Annotated in this window: 26 protein-coding genes; 19 read left to right on the top strand and 7 right to left on the bottom strand. The window is 43.3% G+C overall.

Features of this window, described 5'->3' with window-relative positions; all coding sequences use genetic code 11:
* Nucleotides 1-76: 76 nt before the first annotated feature.
* Both BMY75_RS01150 and BMY75_RS01145 read right to left on the bottom strand, forming a co-directional pair.
* The gene (locus BMY75_RS01150) at nt 77-1354 is read right to left on the bottom strand and encodes a sensor histidine kinase (RefSeq protein ID WP_074828442.1); all 1278 of its coding nucleotides are present in this window, start codon (nt 1352-1354) and stop codon (nt 77-79) included.
* A complete protein-coding gene (locus tag BMY75_RS01145) occupies nt 1354-2064 on the bottom strand; it encodes a LytR/AlgR family response regulator transcription factor (RefSeq protein WP_074828439.1) in 711 nt (236 codons plus the stop codon). Before BMY75_RS01145 ends, BMY75_RS01150 begins: the two co-directional genes overlap by 1 nt.
* Nucleotides 2065-2766: 702 nt before the next feature.
* Here BMY75_RS01145 and BMY75_RS01140 point away from each other — a divergent pair.
* Genes BMY75_RS01140 through BMY75_RS01130 form a run of 3 tightly spaced genes read left to right on the top strand, consistent with a single transcriptional unit; the run spans nt 2767 to nt 5058 of the window.
* Nucleotides 2767-3783 carry a tyrosine recombinase XerC gene (locus tag BMY75_RS01140; protein WP_074828436.1) on the top strand — a complete coding sequence of 339 codons (1017 nt, stop codon included), beginning with the start codon at nt 2767-2769 and terminating at the stop codon, nt 3781-3783.
* Nucleotides 3776-4162: a RidA family protein gene (locus BMY75_RS01135; RefSeq protein ID WP_074828433.1), complete on the top strand. Its 387-nt coding sequence runs from the start codon at nt 3776-3778 to the stop codon at nt 4160-4162. Before BMY75_RS01140 ends, BMY75_RS01135 begins: the two co-directional genes overlap by 8 nt.
* Nucleotides 4163-4176: 14 nt before the next feature.
* Complete coding sequence (locus BMY75_RS01130) at nt 4177-5058, top strand: SUKH-3 domain-containing protein (protein ID WP_074828430.1); 882 nt, start codon at nt 4177-4179, stop codon at nt 5056-5058.
* Between the two features lie 74 nt (nt 5059-5132).
* Here BMY75_RS01130 and glyA read toward each other — a convergent pair whose 3' ends face one another.
* On the bottom strand, nt 5133-6380 hold the full coding sequence (gene glyA, locus BMY75_RS01125) for a serine hydroxymethyltransferase (protein WP_074828427.1): 1248 nt from the start codon (nt 6378-6380) through the stop codon (nt 5133-5135).
* 405 nt (nt 6381-6785) lie between these two features.
* Between glyA and BMY75_RS01120 the strand changes: the two genes are divergently transcribed.
* The 13 genes from BMY75_RS01120 (at nt 6786) to BMY75_RS01055 (ending at nt 17432) form a co-directional block, all read left to right on the top strand.
* Complete coding sequence (locus tag BMY75_RS01120) at nt 6786-7151, top strand: hypothetical protein (protein ID WP_074828424.1); 366 nt, start codon at nt 6786-6788, stop codon at nt 7149-7151.
* 2 nt (nt 7152-7153) lie between these two features.
* Nucleotides 7154-7627, top strand: a complete 474-nt coding sequence (locus BMY75_RS01115; RefSeq protein WP_074828421.1) for a GNAT family N-acetyltransferase — start codon at nt 7154-7156, stop codon at nt 7625-7627.
* 35 nt (nt 7628-7662) lie between these two features.
* Nucleotides 7663-8181, top strand: a complete 519-nt coding sequence (locus BMY75_RS01110; RefSeq protein ID WP_074828418.1) for a GNAT family N-acetyltransferase — start codon at nt 7663-7665, stop codon at nt 8179-8181.
* 53 nt (nt 8182-8234) lie between these two features.
* A complete protein-coding gene (locus tag BMY75_RS01105; RefSeq protein WP_074828415.1) occupies nt 8235-8624 on the top strand; it encodes a hypothetical protein in 390 nt (129 codons plus the stop codon).
* Between the two features lie 139 nt (nt 8625-8763).
* Nucleotides 8764-9519, top strand: a complete 756-nt coding sequence (locus BMY75_RS01100; protein WP_074828411.1) for a nucleoside phosphorylase — start codon at nt 8764-8766, stop codon at nt 9517-9519.
* 20 nt (nt 9520-9539) lie between these two features.
* Nucleotides 9540-10004 (top strand): GNAT family N-acetyltransferase family protein, encoded by a 465-nt coding sequence (locus tag BMY75_RS01095; RefSeq protein ID WP_074828407.1) that lies wholly within the window; start codon nt 9540-9542, stop codon nt 10002-10004.
* A 10-nt stretch (nt 10005-10014) separates the two neighbouring features.
* On the top strand, nt 10015-10596 hold the full coding sequence (locus BMY75_RS01090; protein ID WP_074828405.1) for a GNAT family N-acetyltransferase: 582 nt from the start codon (nt 10015-10017) through the stop codon (nt 10594-10596).
* 13 nt (nt 10597-10609) lie between these two features.
* The gene (gene metA / locus BMY75_RS01085) at nt 10610-11560 is read left to right on the top strand and encodes a homoserine O-acetyltransferase MetA (RefSeq protein ID WP_074828401.1); all 951 of its coding nucleotides are present in this window, start codon (nt 10610-10612) and stop codon (nt 11558-11560) included.
* The gene (locus tag BMY75_RS01080; RefSeq protein ID WP_074828397.1) at nt 11557-12237 is read left to right on the top strand and encodes a YoaK family protein; all 681 of its coding nucleotides are present in this window, start codon (nt 11557-11559) and stop codon (nt 12235-12237) included. The genes metA and BMY75_RS01080 overlap by 4 nt, the downstream gene beginning before the upstream one ends.
* Before the next feature lie 202 nt (nt 12238-12439).
* Nucleotides 12440-13372 (top strand): DHH family phosphoesterase, encoded by a 933-nt coding sequence (locus tag BMY75_RS01075; RefSeq protein ID WP_074828394.1) that lies wholly within the window; start codon nt 12440-12442, stop codon nt 13370-13372.
* Nucleotides 13373-13572: 200 nt separating this feature from the next.
* A complete protein-coding gene (locus tag BMY75_RS01070) occupies nt 13573-14019 on the top strand; it encodes a hypothetical protein (RefSeq protein ID WP_074828392.1) in 447 nt (148 codons plus the stop codon).
* Between the two features lie 48 nt (nt 14020-14067).
* On the top strand, nt 14068-14892 hold the full coding sequence (locus BMY75_RS01065) for a zinc ribbon domain-containing protein (RefSeq protein WP_074828389.1): 825 nt from the start codon (nt 14068-14070) through the stop codon (nt 14890-14892).
* Nucleotides 14893-15398: 506 nt separating this feature from the next.
* Nucleotides 15399-17432, top strand: coding sequence for a CotH kinase family protein (locus BMY75_RS01055; RefSeq protein WP_074828384.1), 2034 nt, complete (start codon nt 15399-15401; stop codon nt 17430-17432).
* 180 nt (nt 17433-17612) lie between these two features.
* Here the strand turns inward: BMY75_RS01055 and BMY75_RS01050 are convergent, their stop codons facing one another.
* From BMY75_RS01050 to BMY75_RS01035, 4 genes are all read right to left on the bottom strand, one after another.
* A complete protein-coding gene (locus tag BMY75_RS01050; protein ID WP_074828383.1) occupies nt 17613-18761 on the bottom strand; it encodes a zinc dependent phospholipase C family protein in 1149 nt (382 codons plus the stop codon).
* Between the two features lie 63 nt (nt 18762-18824).
* Nucleotides 18825-19415, bottom strand: a complete 591-nt coding sequence (locus BMY75_RS01045; RefSeq protein WP_074828380.1) for a flavin reductase family protein — start codon at nt 19413-19415, stop codon at nt 18825-18827.
* The gene (locus BMY75_RS01040) at nt 19412-19768 is read right to left on the bottom strand and encodes a hypothetical protein (protein ID WP_074828377.1); all 357 of its coding nucleotides are present in this window, start codon (nt 19766-19768) and stop codon (nt 19412-19414) included. The genes BMY75_RS01045 and BMY75_RS01040 overlap by 4 nt, the downstream gene beginning before the upstream one ends.
* Complete coding sequence (locus tag BMY75_RS01035) at nt 19761-20105, bottom strand: hypothetical protein (protein WP_074828372.1); 345 nt, start codon at nt 20103-20105, stop codon at nt 19761-19763. The genes BMY75_RS01040 and BMY75_RS01035 overlap by 8 nt, the downstream gene beginning before the upstream one ends.
* A gap of 548 nt (nt 20106-20653) precedes the next feature.
* Between BMY75_RS01035 and cysK the strand changes: the two genes are divergently transcribed.
* The 3 genes from cysK to BMY75_RS01025 all read left to right on the top strand — a co-directional run bounded on the left by cysK (nt 20654) and on the right by BMY75_RS01025 (nt 22989).
* Complete coding sequence (gene cysK, locus BMY75_RS01030) at nt 20654-21580, top strand: cysteine synthase A (protein WP_074828369.1); 927 nt, start codon at nt 20654-20656, stop codon at nt 21578-21580.
* Nucleotides 21581-21784: 204 nt separating this feature from the next.
* Nucleotides 21785-21937 carry a hypothetical protein gene (locus tag BMY75_RS17830; RefSeq protein ID WP_170844229.1) on the top strand — a complete coding sequence of 51 codons (153 nt, stop codon included), beginning with the start codon at nt 21785-21787 and terminating at the stop codon, nt 21935-21937.
* A 212-nt stretch (nt 21938-22149) separates the two neighbouring features.
* Nucleotides 22150-22989 carry a VWA domain-containing protein gene (locus BMY75_RS01025; RefSeq protein WP_074828367.1) on the top strand — a complete coding sequence of 280 codons (840 nt, stop codon included), beginning with the start codon at nt 22150-22152 and terminating at the stop codon, nt 22987-22989.
* Nucleotides 22990-22991: the final 2 nt, after the last annotated feature.

Raw genomic sequence — 22991 nt, 5'->3', positions numbered from 1 at the left:
AGTATAGCGTGTTTTATTCATTATTTCAATTAGTTTTGCATGAAGTACCATTAATCGTGCATGAAGTGCAGCCTCGTTAATATTTTATTATAATATCAACCGAGAAGATTTCACATTCGCACTTAAAAGTGATTATTCCGTTAAGTTCTTCAACAGCCTTTTTGATGCTCTTTACTCCCAAGCCATGGGCTGAAAGATCGCTTTTCTCCGTTCTAAGATCATCTACATCAACTTGATTTGAGGAGTTTGAAATGCTGATGTGAAGATTTCCGTTTATCTGGCTTATCCTTATGCTGATAAACTTGTTGTCACCGATGTATCTTTCGCAGCCCTCAATGGCATTATCCAGAAGATTAGCAAAGATCCTGCAAAGCAGAAGATCGTCAAGTTCTATCTTGTCGCTGACAGTTATCTGCGTAACGTACTCGATATCGTGCTTCAAAGCTTCCTGCCATTTCAGATTGACTATTGAATCTACAGAGGATATACCCGTATAGCATACCCCGCTTGTTTCCGAAAGCTTGTCCTGCAATTCGTTCAGATGCTTTATCGCCTCACTCGTCCGCCCTTTCTCGAACATATCGTTAGCCACTGCGATCTGATTTTTAAAATCATGCCTGAGTGTCCGTATCTCGTTGTACTTGTCCTCTATAAGCTTGTAATTATCCTCATCATTTTTCAGCTGCTGTTCCATCAGAGCCATTTTCAGCTGATTCGCATACACATCAAAAAAGTCAAAGACAAACAGATTCACCGCCAGCAGACCCACCGCCGATGAAATAAAGATCACAGTGTCCTTTCTGTCTACTCTGTTTGGATCGAACATACAGTACAGTATAAATATGCTGAAAAACGGCGTGAGAAAAATCGCCATCCAGTTTCTGAGCGGTATCGAGCGCGTCTTGTTTTTCAGATATTCGATGATATATACAGATATCCAGAACATGAATATCTTTGAAAGTATCATTCCGATATACCGCCCTCTGCCGGAAGACAGCTGATCTATAGGAGTTCCCATATCCAGCATATATATCACCGTCATCGGCAGAAATTCCGATACCAGTGCTATCACAACGAACATTACCGAGTAAAACAATCGCTCTATCATACTTACATTGAACCATATATGGGAGGTCAGCACGAGTATCAGCAGTGTCGCTCCGAGATTAAGCAATGGCACAGGCGAAAAGAATGACAGCGCAGAAAATACGGATATGGATATCACCGTCATCAGCGCTATACCCTTGGAACCGTGATAGTATTTCTCCTTGAATATGTTGTACAGAAAGAAAACTATTATTACCGATTCAGCAGAGTTGTTAAGCAGTTCAGCAATTATTTCCGTCCTGCTCATCAGATGCACCTGCTTTTCGTGTACTCAACAAAAGCATCAACGATCTCTTTGTAGTGTTTGCGGCTTATGTAAAGATGCTCGCCGTTTTTCAGAAGCAGTCTGTCCTTTTCTACAAAATCGATGTTCGCCGCATTAACAAGGTGGCTCTTGTCGGGCTTGGCAAAATACATTCCCTTGAAATTGTTCTCATAGTCCTTAAGCTTGCCGGTAGTCCTGTGGCATTCGTCTGCCAGATGGATTATTATCTCTCTTGAATAAACTTCGATATAGTAAATATCATCTATCATCAGCTTCTGCAGAACATCATTCAGATATATGGTTATGTATTTGAACTTTCTGCTGTACTCATCGATGGTGTCCTTTATCTGCTTGAGATAGATAGGACGCGCCTGATCTTTCAATATATAACGGAAAGCATTCACCTCGTATCCCGAATATACGAATTTATCATAATTTGTAAGAAATGCAAGTATAACATTACGGTCTATAGAGCGTATGTATTCCGCAGTTTTAAGGCCGTCCAGTTCTTTCATTTCAATGTCCATGAATATAATATCAAACTCACCTCTGGTAAAATTTGAAATTATATCCTCACCGCTGTTGAATGATCTGAAATGAAAGCTGTTGTTCTCTCCGTATATTTCGTTAATGTCATTCAGCAGGGTATCAACATAGGCTTTTTCATCGTCACAGATCGCGATATTTACCAAGGCTTTCACCTTCCTTTACAGTACTCTGATATTTTAGTATATCATTCATTCTTACATTAATCAAGTATTGATGTGATAATTTTCTTATCTAGTCCATACTTTTGATGTGATTTTCTGCGATAAATCTTTAAATCAGTCGAATGTCAATTTTTTGTGAACAAAAATATCCAAACACGCACACGAATTTACGGCTAAAATATTAACTATCATGTTAATGACTTGTGGTATGAATAATAGATATCTAAAATAAGATAAAAATATTAACAGTGTTACATCTCATGTACATAAATCAGCAGTTCATGTATAAACTATTGCATATGAAATTTGATATGCTATACTTAAATCAAGCTATAATACATAGATCAAAACCTAAAATACACTTATAATTTACCAATGCATCATTATGAAGAGCCAATTAAGAAGCTACATGCACTACACTCAGGGATTCCTGTAACTTCTTAGGTACGACAGAGAGAGTAACACAACTCATATTTATATCCACGGGTTGACCGTGGACTAGCTCCATCGCAAAAGCCTACACGCAAGTGTGGGCTTTTTGCATATCGTAACGGATATTTACTCGCCTTTTATTAAGGCGTTTTTATATCTTGTCTTGGTTGACTTATCCCCGCGAATGTTGTATAATCAAGTTAAGACAGCCCTGAATAGCATGTCATTCCGCAACGATATGGAGATGAAAAAATGAAAAAAGCCTATTATGATGACTGCCCCGATTACCTTGCAGATTATCTAACATATATGCAGCTTGTAAAAGGCAGAGGCGACAGAACTGTTGAAGCCTATTACATCGACCTCAGAACATTCCTGCGTTACCTGCGCATCAACCATAACGAAGCTGATACAAACAAGACCCCCTTTGAGGAAATACCAATAGCGGGAGTGCCATTTGAGTACGTCAGAAAACTCAGGCTTATAGATGCCTACGATTACCTGAAATGGTTAGCTGAAGATCGTGCAAACTCTCTGAAGACCCGCGCCCGCAAGACCTCCGCATTAAAACAGTTTTACTCTTATCTCCACCTGAAAAAGAACCTTATCCCATCCGACCCGCTAACTCAGCTGGAGATACCCAAACTTCCCAAAACTCTCCCCAAATATCTCTCCTTAGAGGACGCACAGCGCCTGCTTTCTTCCATAGAATCCGACCACTTCGAGCGTGACTACTGCATGATAACTCTGTTTCTCAACTGCGGTATGCGTTTGTCTGAACTCTGCGGGCTGAATCTCAGCGATTTCAGTTTCGAGAGTGAAACTTTGCGACTTTTCGGTAAGGGTCAGAAAGAAAGGATAGTCTACATCAATCAGGCGTGTATCAGTGCTTTAAAAGCCTATCTCCCCATACGACTATCCGTACAGACTCAGGAGAAAGCTCTTTTTCTCTCCAACCGAAATACGCGCATTTCTCGCCGCCGCACTCAGGAGATAGTTGAAGAAAGCCTGAAAAAAGCAGGGCTGGGAAACCTCGGCATAACCACCCATAAACTCCGCCATACCGCCGCGACCCTTATGTATCAGTACGGCAATGTTGATACCCTTGTGATCAAGGATATCCTCGGTCATGAAAGCCTTGCTACCACCGAGATATACACCCACCTCAGCAACGAGAATCTCCGTCAGGCGGCAAACGCCAACCCTCTGGCGGGAAACAAAGCACCAAAGCATAAAAAGAAGACAGATAAGGAGGACAACGATGAGTGAAATAATCAGAAAAGATGTGAATGAACAATGGTGCCATTCTGGCATAATCAAAGCAGGAGATTACTGCTTCATAAACTACTGCGCAGGCAACGTAGGCGGTACTGTTGAAGAACAGATAAACGGCGCTTTCGATGAAATGGAAAAACGTCTCGCCCTTTTTGACCTGACCCTTGAAAACGTAGTTCAGATGGACTGCCTTTTCCGCGATGTATGGAATATCCCCATTATGGAAAAAGTAATAAAAGAACGTTTCAACGGCAGATACCCCGTCCGCAAATCCATCCAGACCGAATTCGCCCACGTCGGCGGCGAAAACGGCTTGCAGTTCCAGGCGGATGCCATCGCATACTGTGGCAAAATAGATGATGCGAACGCATAGTTTGGAGGTAAAACATGAGTTTGGTAACTTTTTATGATATAAAAAATGATCCCGGTTTCAGAACAGTCAACGGAACACTTGAACATCAATTAGAAGATTGCAATTCAAGGATTATGAATGAAAGTATTACTTTTGGAGATAAAATCATAGAACTTGTCAAAAAATATGGCGAATTTTATATTGACAGAATAGAGCATGATTCCGGTGACAGATTACGTTTCTATTTTATGCCGTTTTTCAATCCCTGCAAATATTGGTCTGAATTTGATCAGAAAGCTGTTTTTATAGGAACGATCGTAAATTCCGACTGCCGTGGTTTCCTCGATGGAAATACGATAGAGAGTGCTTATCTGCTTAATGACGGCTGTTATTATAATCAGTCAAAAAAGAAAATCGCAGACAGCATTGAGGAGCTATTTGACTATTTTATGATGGTCGAATATGATTATCATGCTCCTATTTCACCAAAAACTTACGAACGCCTTAAAAATGGAGGCTGGTATGAAGGCAGGAAAGTTGATATTTCCAATCTTATTGGAGAATGTGAAGAAGCTGGCATAACCTTGACCGATAAACAGAAAGCATTCTTTGAAGAATTTTCTGGAATTATATGTAAGGCACATGACGGACAAGAAGTTGAGATCTTTAGTAAATTATCACACGGCATCTGCCAAGTCAGCGCTGACAGCGATGAATATGAAGAAAAATGGATGTATGATAATTATGATAAAAATTCAATATGGGTTGGAATGTGTTATACTGGCGAAGGAAGAATATGGCTCACAGGTGACGGACAACTATTATTATTTGCAATTACAGGTGTGCTCAAGGATGATGCTTGGATCAGTCCTATTGGCAGAACCATTATGAATGGATTCAATGTGCTGTTAGGCTGATATCAAAACTGCTGACACTAAACATTAAAAGACCCGGAAACACTTAGCTTCCGGGTCATATTTATCTGTGTAAATTATTCGTACAGAGGATACTTCTTGCAGATGCCTGTTACCATCTCTCTAACCTTGTCAGCATTAGCGTCAAAGTCAGAAGCAGTCAGGTAGATGCACTCAGCAATAACGTCCATGTCTTCCTCAACAAGACCTCTTGTGGTAACTGCGGGAGTACCGATACGAACACCGCTTGTTACGAAGGGGCTCTCAGGGTCGTTGGGGATAGCGTTCTTGTTAACGGTGATGTAAACCTCATCCAGATCATTCTGCAGCTTCTTGCCTGTGATGTTGAAAGGACGAAGATCAGCAAGCATCAGGTGATTGTCTGTGCCGCCGGATACGAGCGCAAAGCCCTTGTCAACCAGACCCTTAGCAAGTCTCTGTGCGTTCTTTACGATCTGCTCACCGTAAGCCTTGAATTCAGGCTTCAGAGCCTCACCGAAGCATACAGCCTTGCCTGCGATAACGTGCATCAGAGGACCGCCCTGTGTGCCGGGGAAGATAGCGCTGTTGAACTTCTTAGCCAGAGCCTCGTCATTGGTCAGTATCAGACCGCCTCTGGGACCTCTCAGGGTCTTGTGGGTTGTAGTGGTTGTAACATCAGCAAAAGGAACAGGAGATGGGTGCATACCGGAAGCAACCAGACCTGCGATATGAGCCATATCTACCATGAAGTAAGCGCCTACAGACTTAGCTATCTGAGAGATGCGCTCGAAGTCGATAATTCTGGGGTAAGCAGAAGCACCTGCAACGATCATCTTGGGCTTAACTTCCTTAGCCTGCTTCTCCATAGCGTCATAGTCGATGAAACCTTCATCGTTAACGCCGTAAGGAACGAAGTTGAAATACTTACCCGAAATGTTAACGGGTGAACCGTGTGTCAGGTGACCGCCGTTGTCAAGGCTCATGCCCATAACAGTGTCGCCGGGCTGAAGCAGTGCGAAGTAAACAGCAGTGTTAGCCTGTGCGCCGGAGTGGGGCTGAACGTTAGCGAACTTTGCGCCGAACAGCTTGCAGGCTCTGTCGATAGCGATCTGCTCAACGATATCAACGTCCTCGCATCCGCCGTAGTATCTCTTTCCGGGATAGCCCTCAGCGTACTTGTTGGTCAGCACACTGCCCATAGCTGCCATAACAGCAGGCGATACGATGTTCTCGCTGGCGATGAGCTCCAGATTTCTTCTCTGACGAGCCAGCTCTAGGTTCATAGCCTCGCCGACTTCCTTGTCAAATCCGGTAACAAAACCGATTGAATCAAGCATCTTCATAGTTTAACTCTCCTTGTCAATAAATTTAAATAAAAATCAACATAGAGTTATTATACAATATTTTTCAGAAAATAGCAAGAGGTTTTTTCAAATTTTTTCTATATTTCTTAACTATCCTTATCTATAAGCAATATTTCATGTCCGCTGTGCCCCGAAGTGTCAATTTTGTTTTGAAAACTTGACAATATCCTGCTTATATGGTATAATAAATGCCATAAGGGAGGGCGGCACTATGATCGCATTTGAAGTCATGTACAATAATATAGTCATGTCAGGCTGTGCGGGACGAGCCGTTTTCGGATAACTGCTATGGCTTTTTTGCCGTGGCTGAGTTTGAAACTTCGGTGCGTCTGTTGAACGGGCGCGCCTTTTATTTTTTGATTTTGATCCGGGGGAGGCTGAACCATGAAACTGTACAGACCTGTCGGTACGGCAGAACTAAAACTGATAGAACAAACAGGATACAAAGCCTTTCCGCCCAGACTACCCGAACAGCCCATCTTCTATCCTGTGCTTAACGAAAAGTACGCTCGTGAAATAGCAGAAAGATGGAACGTCAAAGATACGTCAGACCATAAAGGCTACGTAACAGAATTTGATGTTGATGATGATTACTGCTCAAAATTTCAGATTCAGACCGTGGGAAGAAGCTATCATCAGGAATTATGGGTACCCGCCGATGAATTGGAGACTTTCAACCGTCACATTATCGGTACGATAAAAGTCATCACAGAGTTTTCAAGTGATGATGCTGATATCAAGGAGATGTAAAAATGCCGAATACTGTTCGTCTTGCAGAGGAAAAAGATATCCCTGCTGTTATAGAATTGCTGAAACAGGTCAACCGTGTTCACCACGATGGTCGTCCTGACCTCTTCAAACTTGCAACAAAATATACCGAAGATGAGCTTCGCAATATATTCGCAGACAAAAACACGCCTGTATTTGTCTGCACAGACAGCAGTGAACGCGTGGTCGGACACGGATTCTGCGTTTTTCAGCGTCCTCAGAATACCAGACTTCTGACGGATATCGTTACGCTTTATATTGATGATATCTGCGTAGACGAAACAGCACGCGGTCAGCAAGTTGGCAGAATGATCTATGAGCATATTGTGGCTTATGCCCGCGAATGTGGATGTTATAATGTCACCCTAAATGTGTGGAACTGCAATCCCAGTGCAATGAAGTTTTATGAGAAGCTGGGATTGGTGCCATACAAAGTCGGCATGGAAAAGATATTGTAAATTTACCACTTTGGCAGATTTGTGGAGGTATCAGAATGAACGAACTGTTTTCAACTGAAAGACTGACAGTGAGAAAATTTACTCCCGAAGATCATAATGATCTTGCAGATATACTTACAGATGCTGAAGTCACTTATTTTGAACCATACGAAACTTTCACAAGGGAAGCCTGCGTTCAGGAAGCGATAAACTTTTCAAACAGCGATGAATTTTATGCAGTGGTATTAGATAATAAGGTCATCGGCAAGATATATTTTTCAGATAAAAATTATGGCAGTTATGAGATAGGATATACCTTTAACCGAAATTATCAGGGCAAAGGATATGCCTGCGAAAGTATCATCGGAATGATGAAATATGCTTTCACAACTCTGGGCGTTCGCCGCATTTTTGCCGAAATAGATACAAGAAATCAAAAGTCAATAAGACTGGTCGAAAGGGCAGGAATGCGCAAAGAGGCAGAACATAAAGAGCTGTTTCCACGCAAAGGCGAAATAGATGTCTATAACGATTTTCTGATATACGCTATCCTCAAAAAGGAGTTTATGAAATAGATTCCGTTCTGTCATTCTGATGTCTTACGGAGTTGAATTTAGAGAGGTAATTTATGCAGTGGATATTCTTGATCGGCGATGATTCATTCACTTTGAATTGTTTCTCCGAAATGGATTTTAAAGACAGCCAAAAAATAATATCGAATGACGATCAAGTTGAAGTCATATACAATGATAACGACTATGTTGTTTTCTATAAAGAAGAAAATTCAGATGATATGGTAAGCAGTTTTGAACCCTCCGAGTTTGAGAAATATCTGCAAAAACTGCCTTTTGATGACCCGAGATGGATAATGCTGAAATTTAATAATGCCAAGATACTGAAAAAAATATTAAGCGAAAAGGGATTCCCGACAGATGTTATTATAGACTGCGACGGTCTTGATCTCGGATTAGAAGAAGCAGTTGATAAAAGCAGAATAATTGAGAATGATCTTACATAATACGCTATTCCAAAAATAACTATATAAAGATAGATTAAATACACAAATAAAAAATCCTATCGCCTGTCGATGAATCATCATATCCGAAAAATGGTTTATCATGCGGGTAATGAACTATACAACATAAGGAGAAAATGACATGAGCATACTTGACACTTTTGACGGCGAGGGTGAGGAGATACTCCGCCCCGATATGATATTTGAGCATACAGACGATATACCCAAAAAGTTGATAGCGGTCTTTAACATCAATTCCGTGAATTCTCTTCTTGACCGCTACCGCTGTGCAAAGTGCTCGGCGCGAATGTCAGCAGGACAGAATATCCCCATATACAGCCTCGAATATAAAGGCGAAAAGATAGGCTTCTATCTTTCGCCCATCGGCAGTGCCGCTTCCGTAGGTATCATGGAGGAAATAGCTTTCCGTAAGGATAAGAAACTGCTGTTCTTCGGTTCCTGCGGTTCTCTCGATAAGGAAATTTCTTCGGGAAAACTTCTTATTCCCGCCGAAGCCTACCGCGATGAGGGCACAAGCTACCACTATGCACCGCCCTCGGATTATATAACCGTTGAATCAGCCGACAGACTTGCAGAAGTCTTCGACGAGATAAACGTTCCATATCGTAAAACAAAGATATGGACGACAGACGCTTTCTACCGCGAAACCAAAAGAAATATGCTGGCTCGCAAAGCTGAGGGCTGTTCCGCTGTTGATATGGAATGTTCCGCTTTGATGGCTTGCGCCCAGTTCAGGGGCTATGATGTCTATGAGTTCGTGTATGCCGCAGACTGCCTTGACGGCGACGAGTGGGATAAACGCATACTCGGCAACGGAGAAAAAGACCTCTGCGATATGATGGTGGATATCGCACTTGAAACTATAATCAGATTGTAATAATATAATGGGGTGATACCATGATAAAGCTTAAGTTTGAACAGATGTCCGCAGAAACAATGGAAAAACTCTCTGCCGATATTCCCGATGCAAAACAGCTTGAAGATATCGTCAGGGAACATAAAGGCGTAGTCTTCGCTCTTAATGACGGCGAAAAATATACCGCCGCATCTGCGATGATGTTTGAGATGAACGACGAAACACTCACAGTCGCCCTGAGAAAACTCTATCTCTCGGCACTGCTTGTGAGCGATAATGCAGACAGCGGCATCGACGGCATGATGCTGGAATATACAGCCGACAAAGCAAAATTCATGGGATATGATCTTGTCACAACTAAAGTCAGCACCGAGGATGTAAGAGCTATAAAGTTCTATGCGTCCCACGGCTTTGACAGGATCGTGAAAGCAAACATAACAGGAAAATATCTGATACTGCAGCGTGACGTAAAGATAAAAGTAAGCTGCTGCGGTTTTTACGCATAGGAGGAGAAAAATGGAGGGACTTAACCTTATCGGCTCACAGCCCTTTGATACAAAAAGGCTGAAGATCAGACCTTTCAATATAAAAGATGCTCAGTTTATATACAAAAACTGGGCTAACAGTGATAACGTAACAAAATACCTTGTATGGAACACCCACAAGAGCGTTGAAGATAGCATCGAGTACTGTAATTACGTTGTAAAAGAATCTAAGGCGCTTGATTATTTCCACTGGATCATCGAGCTTAGCGAGATAAAAGAACCCATAGGCTCTATCGGCGTTTCCGATGTAGATAAAGATAAGCGCGAAGCTAAAATTGGCTACGTCCTCGGCGAAAAATGGTGGAATCAGGGCTATATGACAGAAGCTCTGGAAGCTGTCCTTGCATATCTGGTATTTGTTATCGGATTTGATAAGATAACCATCGAACATTTCACCGAAAACAAAGCCAGCGGCAGGGTCATGCAAAAGTGCGGACTTAATCACAGCGGAACAACTAAATGCGTCCTTGAACAGAAGGGCGGCAGGGAAGTCACCAACGAGGTTTACACTATCACAAAGCAAGAATGGTTCGCTAAAAATATCAGGATTTAAAGGTGGGAATATAATGCCTATAAAAATACCTAACGATCTGCCTGCTTTTAAGGCACTTGAAAAAGAAAGGATATTCGTCATACCCAATGACAGGGCTATGCATCAGGATATCCGCGCACTCAAAATAGCTATACTGAATCTCATGCCCGATAAGATAACCACCGAGACACAGCTGCTCCGCCTGCTGAGCAACACACCTCTCCATGTGGATATCGAGCTTATCCAGATGAGCAGCCATGTTTCCAAAAATACATCTCAGGAGCATATGCTGGCTTTCTATAAGCCTTTTAGCGAGGTGAAAGATAACCGCTATGACGGACTTATCATAACAGGCGCACCCATCGAACAGCTGGATTACGAACAGGTGGATTACTGGGATGAGTTCTGTCAGGTGCTTGAATGGTCGAAGACCAATGTTTACTCCACTATCCATATCTGCTGGGGCGCACAGGCGGCGCTGTACTATCACTACGGTGTACCGAAGTATCCCCTTGATGGTAAGATGTTCGGCAACTTCAAACATCACATCGAGCATCCCGAATGTATGATACTCAAAGGCTTCGGCGATGTTTTCCACTGTCCCCATTCCAGACATACCGAGGTCAGACACGAGGACGTTATCAAAGTCCCCGAGCTGACAGTCCTTGCAGAATCCTACGAGGCAGGTCTCCAGCTTATCTGCGATACCAGCGAAAGACTTTTCTTCCAGCTTGGTCACTGGGAGTATGACCGTGAAACTCTCGCCAAGGAGTACTTCCGCGATGTGCGCAAAGGTCTGGATATTCAGGTGCCTTACAACTATTTCCCGGGAAATGACCCCGACCAGCAGCCCATATTCAACTGGAGCTGTTCCGCGAACCTGCTCTATTCCAACTGGCTGAACTACTGTGTATACCAGAAGACCCCCTACGCACTGGAAGACCTTACTCCCGTTCCCGTTGAGGGCAGAAAATACAAGCGATGAGCAAGACGAGACATATTGCGGAAAATTTCAAGGTCGGCGCACTGCTGACCCTTGTGGGCGGATATCTGGATACCTATACCTATATCAGCCGCGGAGGAGTGTTCGCCAATGCCCAGACAGGCAATATCGTCCTGATGGGACTAAAACTAAAAGGCGGAGAATTTGCCGAAGCCGTTCACTACTTTATACCCATACTTTCATTCGTGGCTGGCGTGCTTCTGGTGGAACTTGTAAAATCCAGATTCAACGACGACCCGAAAGTACATTGGCACCAGCTTACTCTCGCCCTTGAGATGCTGATAGTAGTTGTGGTAGCTTTTATCCCGGAGTGCCATAACAATATCGCCAACGTACTTGTTTCATTGACCTGTGCCATGCAGGTGGAAGGTTTTCGGCGTCTTAACGGCAATGCCTACGCAACTACAATGTGTACAGGCAATCTCCGCAGCGGCAGCGAGAGCCTATTCGCTTACCTGAAAACAAAGGATATCACCCAAAGGCAGAAAGCTTTGCAATATTACGGTATCATACTGATATTTATAGCAGGAGCAGTAATTGGCGCTGTCCTCACGGGACTGATAGGAATTAAAGCTGTGCTTTTCTGCCTTGCAGGACAGGCAGGCGCACTTCTTGTACTGAGAACTTATAAGACCCCCGATGATAAGGCGGCAGAATGAACTTCTGCTGCCTTTAAATTTTTTATTCCTATTTTTGTGGATTTTTACAAAAATCTACAAAACTCGTAAAAAAATGGTTTAATATATATAAATATCTATTGACATTAACGAATTAATTTGCTATAATTTATATAGTAAATTTGAACGTGGCTTGTGAGTATTAATCTCACATGAATAAATCATTAATAATATGGAGGCAAACATGAGAAGACTTGTTACAAGAAGTGACTTTGACGGCTTGGTTTGCGCTATGCTGCTCAAGGAAATTGAGATCATTGATGAGATCAAATTCGTTCACCCCAAAGATGTTCAGGACGGCAAGATAGAGCTTTCCGAAAATGATATCACCACCAATCTGCCCTTTGATAAGCGTGTAGGTCTGGCTTTCGATCACCATGAAAGTGAGCTCATAAGAAACAAGATAGAAGATTATCTCGGCAAATATATCATCGACGGCAACGCTAAATCCGCGGCAAGAGTTGTTTATGACTACTATGGCGGCGAACTGGTCTTCCACGATGTTTCCGAGGAAATAATGGAAGCCGTAGATAAGGGCGACAGCGCCGATTTCACCGAGGAAGAGATACTCAACCCCACAGGCTGGGTACTTATGAACTTCCTTATGGATGCCCGTACAGGTCTTGGCAGATTCCATAACTTCCGCATCTCCAACTATGACCTGATGATGAAGCTGATAGATTTCTGTGTCGATCATTCCATCGAGGACGTACTCAAGCTTCCCGATGTTAAGGAACGTGTGGATCTTTACTTTGAACAGCAGGAAATGTTCAAGGAACAGCTGAAACGTATCACCGAGATACATGATAAGGTGGCAGTCATCGACCTCAGAAAGGAAGAGACCATCTATGCGGGCAACCGTTTCATGGTATATGCAATGTGGCCCGAGGTGGAGCTTTCCGTTCATGTGGCATGGGGCTTCAAAAAGCAGAACACTGCTGTTATGATCGGTAAATCCATCATCAACAGAAGTTCGCCTTTCGATATCGGCTCTCTTTGCCTGTCCTATGGCGGCGGCGGTCATGCAAATGCGGGTACCTGCCAGCTCAGCAATGAAGTAGTTGATTCCGAACTTCCTATCATTATAGATAAATTAAACGGTAAGATCCCTGTGTGATAATATTATCTTATAATAGGTAAATATTTGACCGTCGGTTCGTCCCGACGGTCTTTTTGTTGCGAAAACCCCATAATTAGCGTGATTTGTTTGTGCAGGCTTGCAATTGCTTTTTTTCGATTAGTGTGATATAATAAATGCGATATTATAATTTTATCACAATGCGGGCATATGACGCTCGCTTCTTGGGGGAAAAGAATATGACTAAAACAGAGGCACAGGAAGTATTATCTTTCCATTCATGCCGTAACAGGAATGTAAACGATCCCAGATGGGAATACGGTTTTGTGGGAAGGCTCCGTCCTTCCAGCGGAGAACTCAATGAGGATAACTTCATTCAGATCATGGAGAGCATACGTATCCTCAAACATGATCTTTCTTCTGAGACCATCGACAAGAATCTGGTCTATGATATCATAAGCATAATCCGACTGACCAGAACATGGTGCGTATCACCGGGCGGTCTCAACAATAACCTCACTGACCACGATCAGGACAAACTCCTGCTGTGGGTCGGTATAATCGAAAAAACCCTATTCTATCTGCTTGACGGCGCAGATGAAGAGATAGCCTTTCAGGATTACGAATGCTATCTACAGGACAGCAGTGAACAGCTGCTGAAAGCCGAACTGCTCAGAGCTATCTGAACCATATCCAATATTGGCGGTTTCCGCTGAATACGAGGAGTGATAATAGTGAAATGTCCTAAATGCGGAGAAATTGTGGGGGATCACGACAAGCTTTGTCCCCACTGTAACGCCGAATTGTTTATAGATACCCAGCTTGCCGAGCGCCTTTTCAAGAAAAAGGACGATCCGCTTCCTGATGATGAAGATAATTTCTTCAAGCCCGGCAAAAAAGTTAAGGATAAGAACGGACTGAAAAAGCCCAAGTTGAAGATAGATATCCACAATCTCAAACTAATTGCCATAGTGGTGCTGTCACTTCTAATCATTATTCTCGTGATAGTTCTTGTGGTCACTTCTATGGGCTCAAAGGGTGAGAAATATGCAAAAAAAGCCGCTGATTATATTGGCGCTGATTTTGAGATAGCTTCAAAGAAATTTGATTTCAAGATAAAACAGGAATCGGGTTATAAAGGTCTTACAGCAGTTATCGAGTATAACTACGTAGCAGAATCCGATACCGAAGTACGAATCGACGGTGTGACTTATCCCGAGTGGGCGGTCATTATAAAAACTGATGATGAGAACCGCATCACCGAAGTCCGCTACTGCAATTTCAAGAGCATCAAGAGCGATATCAAGGGTGTTAAGAAAGAGCATAACATCAACTTGGATAAATTCAATCCCGGTACGGACAAGTCTACTGTGGATAAAGAGCTTGATATGGACTACTACAGCGTATCCTATACCAAGGACGGCGAAGCTTACATCTACCGTTACTGGTACGAAAACGACAGCGGCGATGAACAGCCCGTTGTACTGACTGTTTACTACGATACCAAGGGTAAACTAAAGGTCTATACTCCACAGATGCTGTACCACCAGTTCATGTAAATTACCCCGATCCATTCGTATGAAAAAACGTATTTCAGGCACTTTTGTCATTTCTCTGGCAGAAGTGCCTTTTTATTATTCACTCGACTTACTTTGACAAAAAATTGTTAATCCGATATATTATCTTCTTTTTTCTTGCTTTTGTTACAGAAAATATTTATAAAAAATATGCAAAAGGACTTGACAATTGTGGATAGATTTGTTATAATATGCTTGACGAAGGGCAATGGTTCTTCGTATGCCTGCCGTAAGCACGGCGAAAATAACATCTTAAAGACGCCATCAGGTGCCTTTTGATTCGGCTGGCTCATCATGATGTTTAAGGCTTTTCGATGAGCAGGGAAGTGATTTATTCGGATAGCGTCCGAAAGAATCATATACTGCCCTCTGGGTTGGGGGCAGACCAGGGAGCAGAGGCGTGTCAGCCATAAGCTCTTACCATGTTTATGTTGATAGCCTGTCTGCTTATGCTGACAGGCTGTTTTACTTGAAAGGAACTGACATAAATGGATATCAGGAAAAATATTGCGCTGCTGACGGCTCTCGTATGTGTGCTGAGCTTAGGCAGCTGCTCAAATAAAAAAGATAATAGCAAAAAGAATTCAGCATCGCAATCTGTCGGAACCGTAGATGACGGTAAGCTTGATGATTCTATCGGTGTTGTAGATTTCAGCCTTGAAAGCGGATTCTACGATACCGACCAGCAGCTTGAACTCTCCGCTGATGGTGATGGTATAACCATAAGGTATACAACTGACGGAAGTATACCCAACGAATCATCACCCGAGTATACCGAAGCCCTGACACTCACCGACCGTGCTAACGATTTTTCTACTCTGGCGGAACATACAGATATCACTGCCAGCCATGATTATTCTGCACCTATGTCTTTGGATAAGGGCAACGTTATAAGGGCTGCGGCTTTTAAATCCGACGGCACCCACGGCGCAGTAACTTCAAGAACTATTTTCGTAGGTATCGACCGCGCGAAAAAGTACGGTGATGTACCCGTTATATCCCTTATGATGGATCAGGCTGATCTCTTCGATTATGAAAGAGGTATCTACGTACTGGGCAAAGTCCATGATGACTGGCTTGCGGAAGACTCCAAAAACAAATCTGTTGATGTCTGGAAGCAGGAAGCAAACTTCACACAGCGTGGAAAAGAATGGGAACGCCCCGTCTACGCTGAGTATCTTCTTGCTGATGGCACTACAGCTTTCACCCAGAATCTCGGTATCAGGATAATGGGAGCCGCTTCACGTAACGAACATCAGAAAAGTCTCCGTCTTTCTGCCCGCAAGGACTACGGCGAGAAGAATGTGAAATACGAACTTATCCCCGATAACACCCGTTCAGACGGTCAGGGAAATGTGGAAAAGTATAAGTCCTTTGTTCTGAGAAACGGCGGAAACGACTGCAATTTTGCCAAGATACGCGACCCGCTTCTCCAGTCTATGGTCAAAGACAAAACTTTTGAAACTATCCAATCAACTCCCGTTGTCGCTTTCATCGACGGCGAATACTGGGGAATGTACACCCTAACCGAAGATTACAGCGATAACTATATCGCAAATAACTACGATATCGATAATAACAACGTGGTCATCCTTAAAGTCGGAGAGATAGAAGAGGGCAATGACGAGGATATCAAGCTTTACAGCGATATGTACGAATTCATCACAGGTAATGATATGTCCGATGCCGAGAACTATGCCAAGGCTTGCGAAATGCTGGATATGCAGACTTTCTCGGATTACATGGCGTTCAACATCTACATCGCCAATGAGGACAGTATCATTCAGGGTAATAACTGGCGTATGTGGAGAGTCCGCGATGCCGATAATGCTACCGCAGTATCTGATGGCAAATGGCGCATGATGGCTTATGACACCGACTATTCCAGCGGCATTTACACAGGCGGACAGAACTACGATGATAACTTCATCAAAAAAGCCATCAACGGCACCAAGACTTTCAAAGACCTTGAACAGCCCCCCGCAGAGATTTTCCGCGCCCTGCTGGATAATGAGGATTTCAAGCAGATGTTCATTCTCTCCCTGTGCGATATGAGAAATATCAGCTTTGAGAAAAGCAATGTGGATGCCGCGTACAATGAAATCCTGAAAGTCTATTCCACCCTTGTGAAGGACACCTTTAAGCGTTTCGGTCCCGATTACGCTAAAGAGGGTTTTGAGTGGAATGCCGCTGGTCTGAAACAGTTCCTTGACGGTAGAAACGAGGTCTTTATGACCCATATCACCGACGTTTTCAAGCCCGGTGAAAAAGTCTCTGTTACTGTAAAGACTTCCGACAGTGCCAAGGGTGGAGTTATCCTCAACACCACAGCTCTTGATCTTTCGGGCAAGGATTTTTTGGGTGAATACTACACCGCATATCCTATAACCGTTACAGCTGACCCTGCATCGGGCAAGTTTGTCAAGTGGGAAGCCACTGGCTGTACTCTCTCCAATGCAAATTCAGCCACCGCAACCGTCACCATCAAAGGCGACTGCGAGATAAAGGCTATCTACGAATGATAAAAAAAGGCAGGGCGATCCTGCCTTTTGTCTTTCTCATAATTTCTCCGAAAGGACAACGACAATGAAAACACTTATCTTCAACGGTTCGCCACGATTAAACCAAGCTATACAAAATAAACCGTCTGCACACAGTGGCATACTGTGGCAGACGGTTGTATTTTTTATATTCAGTTTCGATCAGCTTAACACCCAAATCATGTAATGATTGTCGGGCTCGTATGAAGCGGTAGTAAGCTTGCTGCCCTTGGCTGTCAGATATTTTTTGAAATCGCTGTCCTCGGTGCTGATAACAAATCTGCGGTTGCCCAAAGCTTCAGCCCTGAACTGTGCAGCCTTGCCATCGATCTTCAGGTAATCGTATCCGCTGCATTTTTTGTTGATGTATCCGCCGCTTATGGCTCTCAGTCCAAAAGTGCCTGTCTCACTGAGTTTCACACGAAGTTTCTGATCTTTGTCCTTGTCGGCTTCGTCAACGGAGATGTTCTTTTCGGTGGTAGTCAGCAGAAGTCCTGTTGCTTCATTTTTGAATGTGTACATCTTGTCGTTGCATACGAAGTTGCCGCTATCGGTATTACAGTCGTTAAAGAATTTCAGAAGCACTGCCATAACGTGCTGTTCGGTAACAGGAATGGTGTTCTTCGCGGTGTCATCAAATGCTCGGGGATCAAGGTGAAGTATGGTATCAACGAACTTGCCCGCATATTTTATCAGCTTGTTGAAAGCGTCGCCGGGGTCGGCTTTTTCGTAGTACTTTGTAAGGCGCTTGTCGAAGTTATCAGCCTTGAAACCTGTGTAGCTGTTCTTTACCTGCTTTTCAAAAGCGTTGTGTACGTTGCTTGCTTTGATGCCGCTGGTCATATTCGCAACATGAGGAGTACAGCCCATATCGGATACAAAATGTATCGCTCTGCCAAGATATACCATAGATTCCTTGATCTTTCCGCTTTTGTAAAGAGATATTGCAGAGGTATAATTTGCGCGGAAAAGTGTTCTTGCACTGGGTGCAAAATCCCCAAGTCTGTTGCGGAAGAATCCGTTTGATTCATCGAGTTCCTTGCCCTTTGCGTTCATACAGGAATAGTAGTGCATACCGGGTCCTTCGTCTATATCACCTGATTTATCGGGCGCAACAGCACCCTGCTTTATCTCTTCATGCCAGTCTTTATAAAATGCTGCCGGACGGAGCTTTTTTTCAATTGTAAGAAGCTCCAGCGCTTTTTCTGCGATATAGCTGTGTACATCAGAAGTCCATGCATAAGCAGTTTTTACCCTGACCTTACTGCATAAAAAAGCTGAGGCAGTATTTGTTATGTTCTTCATCTTCATTCTAAAATTCCTCTTTCGTATAATTTATATAAAGCTGAAATCAGCCCTTGAAAGGACAAATATTCAGCGTTTTTTCTCGGTCTTCTTTTTGTTTTTCCTTACAGAATAACCGAAGCTGCCAAGCTGTTTTCCCAGCTCAAAATATCCGCCGTGAGCGTAAGCCAGAAGTCCTGCTTTTTCAAGGCAGAGCTTTCCATTTTCATCAAGAAGTTCCTTTGCGGCATTTATGCCCACGATATCAGCTATGAACATATCATGGCTGCCCAGCGGGACTATTTCCTTGACCTTACATTCTATGCTGACAGGACATTCAGCGACCATTGGAACAGATACATTTACGCATTCTTCGGTATGAAGTCCGCAGTCGGCAAATTTATCGAGCTTTGCACCTGTCTTAACACCGCAGCGATCAACTGCTCTAACAAGTTCTTTTGTCGGCAGATTGATAACGAACTCGCCGCTGTTTTTTATAAGGTCGTAGGAATATCTTTCAGGTCTTACCGAGATATATGTCACGGGAGGACGGGTGCAGAGTATGCCTGTCCACGCGATAGTCAGCACATTCACCTTATCTTCAAACGCGCAGGTAACAAGTGTGGGGGGCAGGGGAGAAGTTATCACGCTGCCTTTCCAGTGCTCTTTATGGTATGTCATTTCAAGTCCTCCTGGGAAAAGCCGTGAACCTTTTTGTAAATGGCGTCATAGTCTTTGTAAAGCAGCTGTACTGTATTTTCAAGAAAAAAGTAATGCTTGATATATGGCAGGAGCAGTCCCATAAGTAGTGCAGCCAGAGGTATCAGAGTCAGCTTGTCATATATCGCCACAGCAAGTATCGTTATGACGGTACACAACGCGAAAAGTACAAGTACTATAAGATGTATGAATCTTTCGTGCTGAAAATGACGGAGCTTTTCGCTGTGATAATCAAGAAGTTGAGTGATATCACAGTTTTCATCTTCAAGACATTCAAGGATATATTTCCTGTATTTTGTCAGATATTCAGTCATTGCTGCTCTCCGTTTTTTCTTCTGAAATATCAGAAAGGTCTATCGGTTCGGCATCGATTATATTCAGGTCGCGGAGCTTTTTGTTCTTGAATTCCTGTTCTAAGGCGCGTCGCTTTTCGTCTTCGGCGGCTTCCTTGGCAACTGTCATCACAAGCAGCTTGTCGATAGAGCCGTAATACTTACCGATACGCTGAAAAAAGTTTGGTTTGCCTTTTTTCTTTTTTGACGATATCGTCAGTATAGCCAGAGCGGTTGAGATAGCGGCAGTCATTATACCTTTCTCCGTTTTTGTATTCAGAGAAATATTGACTTTTTTGCTGATATCCTTGATATCCATTTGAATCGACCTGCCTTTCCCGATAAAAGTTTTACACTTAATTATACACTATTTTTTCATCGATTGCAAGTAGCAATAGCAAAAATCAGTAAAAATTTACTTTTTAAGCTCAAAAGGCTTTATTATTCGGTTATCAAGATTCTGTCCCGGTACAGTATGACACGTCATTTTTTGTGCCGTAGTCACAGCAAATGTCAGCCTGCCATCGTGCGTATCGGGGCTTTATGTAAACGGCAGATTTTTGAAAAATGCCGGGATAGTCTTCTTACTATCAGCGATTTTGCAGTAAAAGTTGTACGTTTTTGTACAACTCTTGCAGAAATATGTCCGAGTTAAATATAAAAACAGTTGTTTGCACAATGCCGCAGGTCGGGATATGTGCAAGTACAACAAGGCGCAGATCGTTTCTGTTAAACTTTTGGAGTCGGGTTAGCCCTTGACAAAATACGTTTTTTATTGTATCATAAATTAGATATTGCATGACCGATCTCGGACTGTTTTTGCAGGTCAGGGATCTGGTTTTATGATTTTGAACGGAGAAGATAACTATGGTATACAATAATGTTCTTGAAGCTCTGGGGCACACTCCCATGATAAGACTCAACCGAATGAACAAGCCCGGCAACGCTGAGGTACTTGTAAAGTTCGAGGGGCTGAACGTGGGCGGTTCCATAAAGACCAGAACAGCATACAACATGATAAAGAACGCCGAAAAGGAAGGTCTTATAAAAGATGACACCATAATCGTTGAGCCTACCAGTGGCAACCAGGGCATAGGTCTGGCACTAGTTGGTGCGGTGAGAGGTTATAAGACTGTCATCATCATGCCCGATTCCGTAAGTGAGGAAAGACGAAAGCTGGTTGAACACTACGGTGCACAGGTTATACTTGTTCACGATGACGGCGATATCGGTGCCTGCATACAGGAATGCCTTGATACTGCTCTTCGCATGGCTGAGAATGACCCGAAGGTCTTCGTGCCCCAGCAGTTTGCTAACCCCAACAATGTTTATGCTCACAAGTATCACACGGCGCTGGAGATCATGGAGCAGGTAGCAGGCAAGATAGATGGTTTCTGCTCTGGTATAGGTACGGGCGGAACTATCACGGGTATCGGCGAAGCTCTGCGCTGCCAGTACCCCGACCTTGAAATATGGGCAGTTGAACCGGAAAATGCAGCTATTCTTGCGGGTGGAACAATTGGCACCCATTTGCAGATGGGTATCGGTGACGGCATAATTCCTGATATACTGAACCAGAATATCTATGATGAGATATACATCGTAAGCGATGAAGAAGCTATTCAGACGGCTAAGGATCTGGCATCAAAAGAGGGCATAATGTGCGGAATATCCAGCGGCACTAATGTGGCTGCGGCATTGAAACTTGCTGAAAAACTTGGCGAGGGCAAGACTGTTGTAACAATACTGCCTGATACCGCGGAGAGATATTTCTCTACACCTCTTTTTGAATGATGTATAACTAAAAACGGACGACGCGTGGAGTTATGCCTTGTCCGTTTTTATCTTGAAGAATATGGACTTGAGGGTGAGGACGGTTACTGCTATGACTGCAGATCCCCTTTTCTAAGCATATCGCTGCTTTATCTGACAGGAAGCTTTTGTCAGAGAAGTTTTAGATGGACTCTCAGTACTACTTGAAGCGGAGATAAAAGAGGAATGGTGAAAAAATCCGTTAAAACTCTTGACAAGCGGGAGCATTTCGTATATAATAAATGTATATATGTAAATGCTGTGACGGAATTATCCGCAGGCGAGGACTATAGAGAGGGAGCGGTCGGTGAAAGCTCCTGTCCGGACGGCGGTGGCTGACCCGAGCTTGTACTGTGAAAACAGTGACGTATCATCTGCGTTAAAGGTGTCGAGGGGGCGCGTACTTTGTTATGTGTCAATTTGGGTGGTAACACGGAGTATCAGCTTCGTCCCATGTACAGGGGCGGGGCTGTTTTTTATTGAGTTTTCAGCATTTACTACAGACAGAGAAAAAAACTTTTGGGGACATACATAACGGGAGGTGCTTCGCGGTGAGCGTCAGATTATCAAAGGAAGAATCGGAAAAGCGGCTTGATCTCAGAAAAGAGACGGTAAAAAAAGTCTGTCTTAAAAAGACGGATATGAGCCATCTGATATCGAGGGTAGCTGTAGTTCTGGACGTTTCAGGGTCGATGACAAGAGCTTTTCAGTGCGGTATGGTACAGGCGACACTGGAAAGACTTCTTCCTCTGGCTATGGCTTTTGATGATGACGGCTCAATGGAAGTGTGGACTTTCGACCACGAGTTCAAGCGGTATCCGCCCATAACAAGGACTAATTTCTACAACTATATCGCGGACAACAAGATATCTGCCAGGGGTGCAACCATGTATGCGCCTGTTCTTTGTGATGTGGGCAGGTATTTCATACAGGAAGAACCTGCGAAGATACCGACTTATGTAATTTTCATCACCGACGGCGACAATGCCGATGGTCCTGATACGGACAAGGCTATAAAGGCTCTTTCTCATTTCCCGATATTCTTCCAGTTTGTGGGAATAGGCGGGTTTGGCACGAATGGTTTCAGGTATCTGGCAGAGCTTGACGAAATGGACGGCAGATATGTTGATAATGCGAATTTCTTTGCTATAGAAAATCTTGCCGATATTGATGTCATAGACGATGCATCGCTCTACACAAAGCTTATGGATGAATATCCGAAATGGCTGGCTTACCCTCAGGTCAGGGAAATGATCGAGAGGGGCGATATCATTGACAAGCAAAAGAGAAAGCTTCTAAAAAAACTCAAAAGACGCAACGGCGGTACAGAGTCTAATGCCGGCGACATTCTGAGTGCAATTATTGATATTTTACTTGAATTTTTAACGTAAAT

It is taken from the genome of Hominimerdicola alba, assembly GCF_900109655.1.
In the GTDB taxonomy this organism is placed as follows: Bacteria; Bacillota; Clostridia; order Oscillospirales; family Ruminococcaceae; genus Hominimerdicola; species Hominimerdicola alba_B.
The sequence above is the reverse complement of the archived record's forward strand: the minus strand, read 5'-3'. Positions and strand labels throughout refer to the sequence as shown.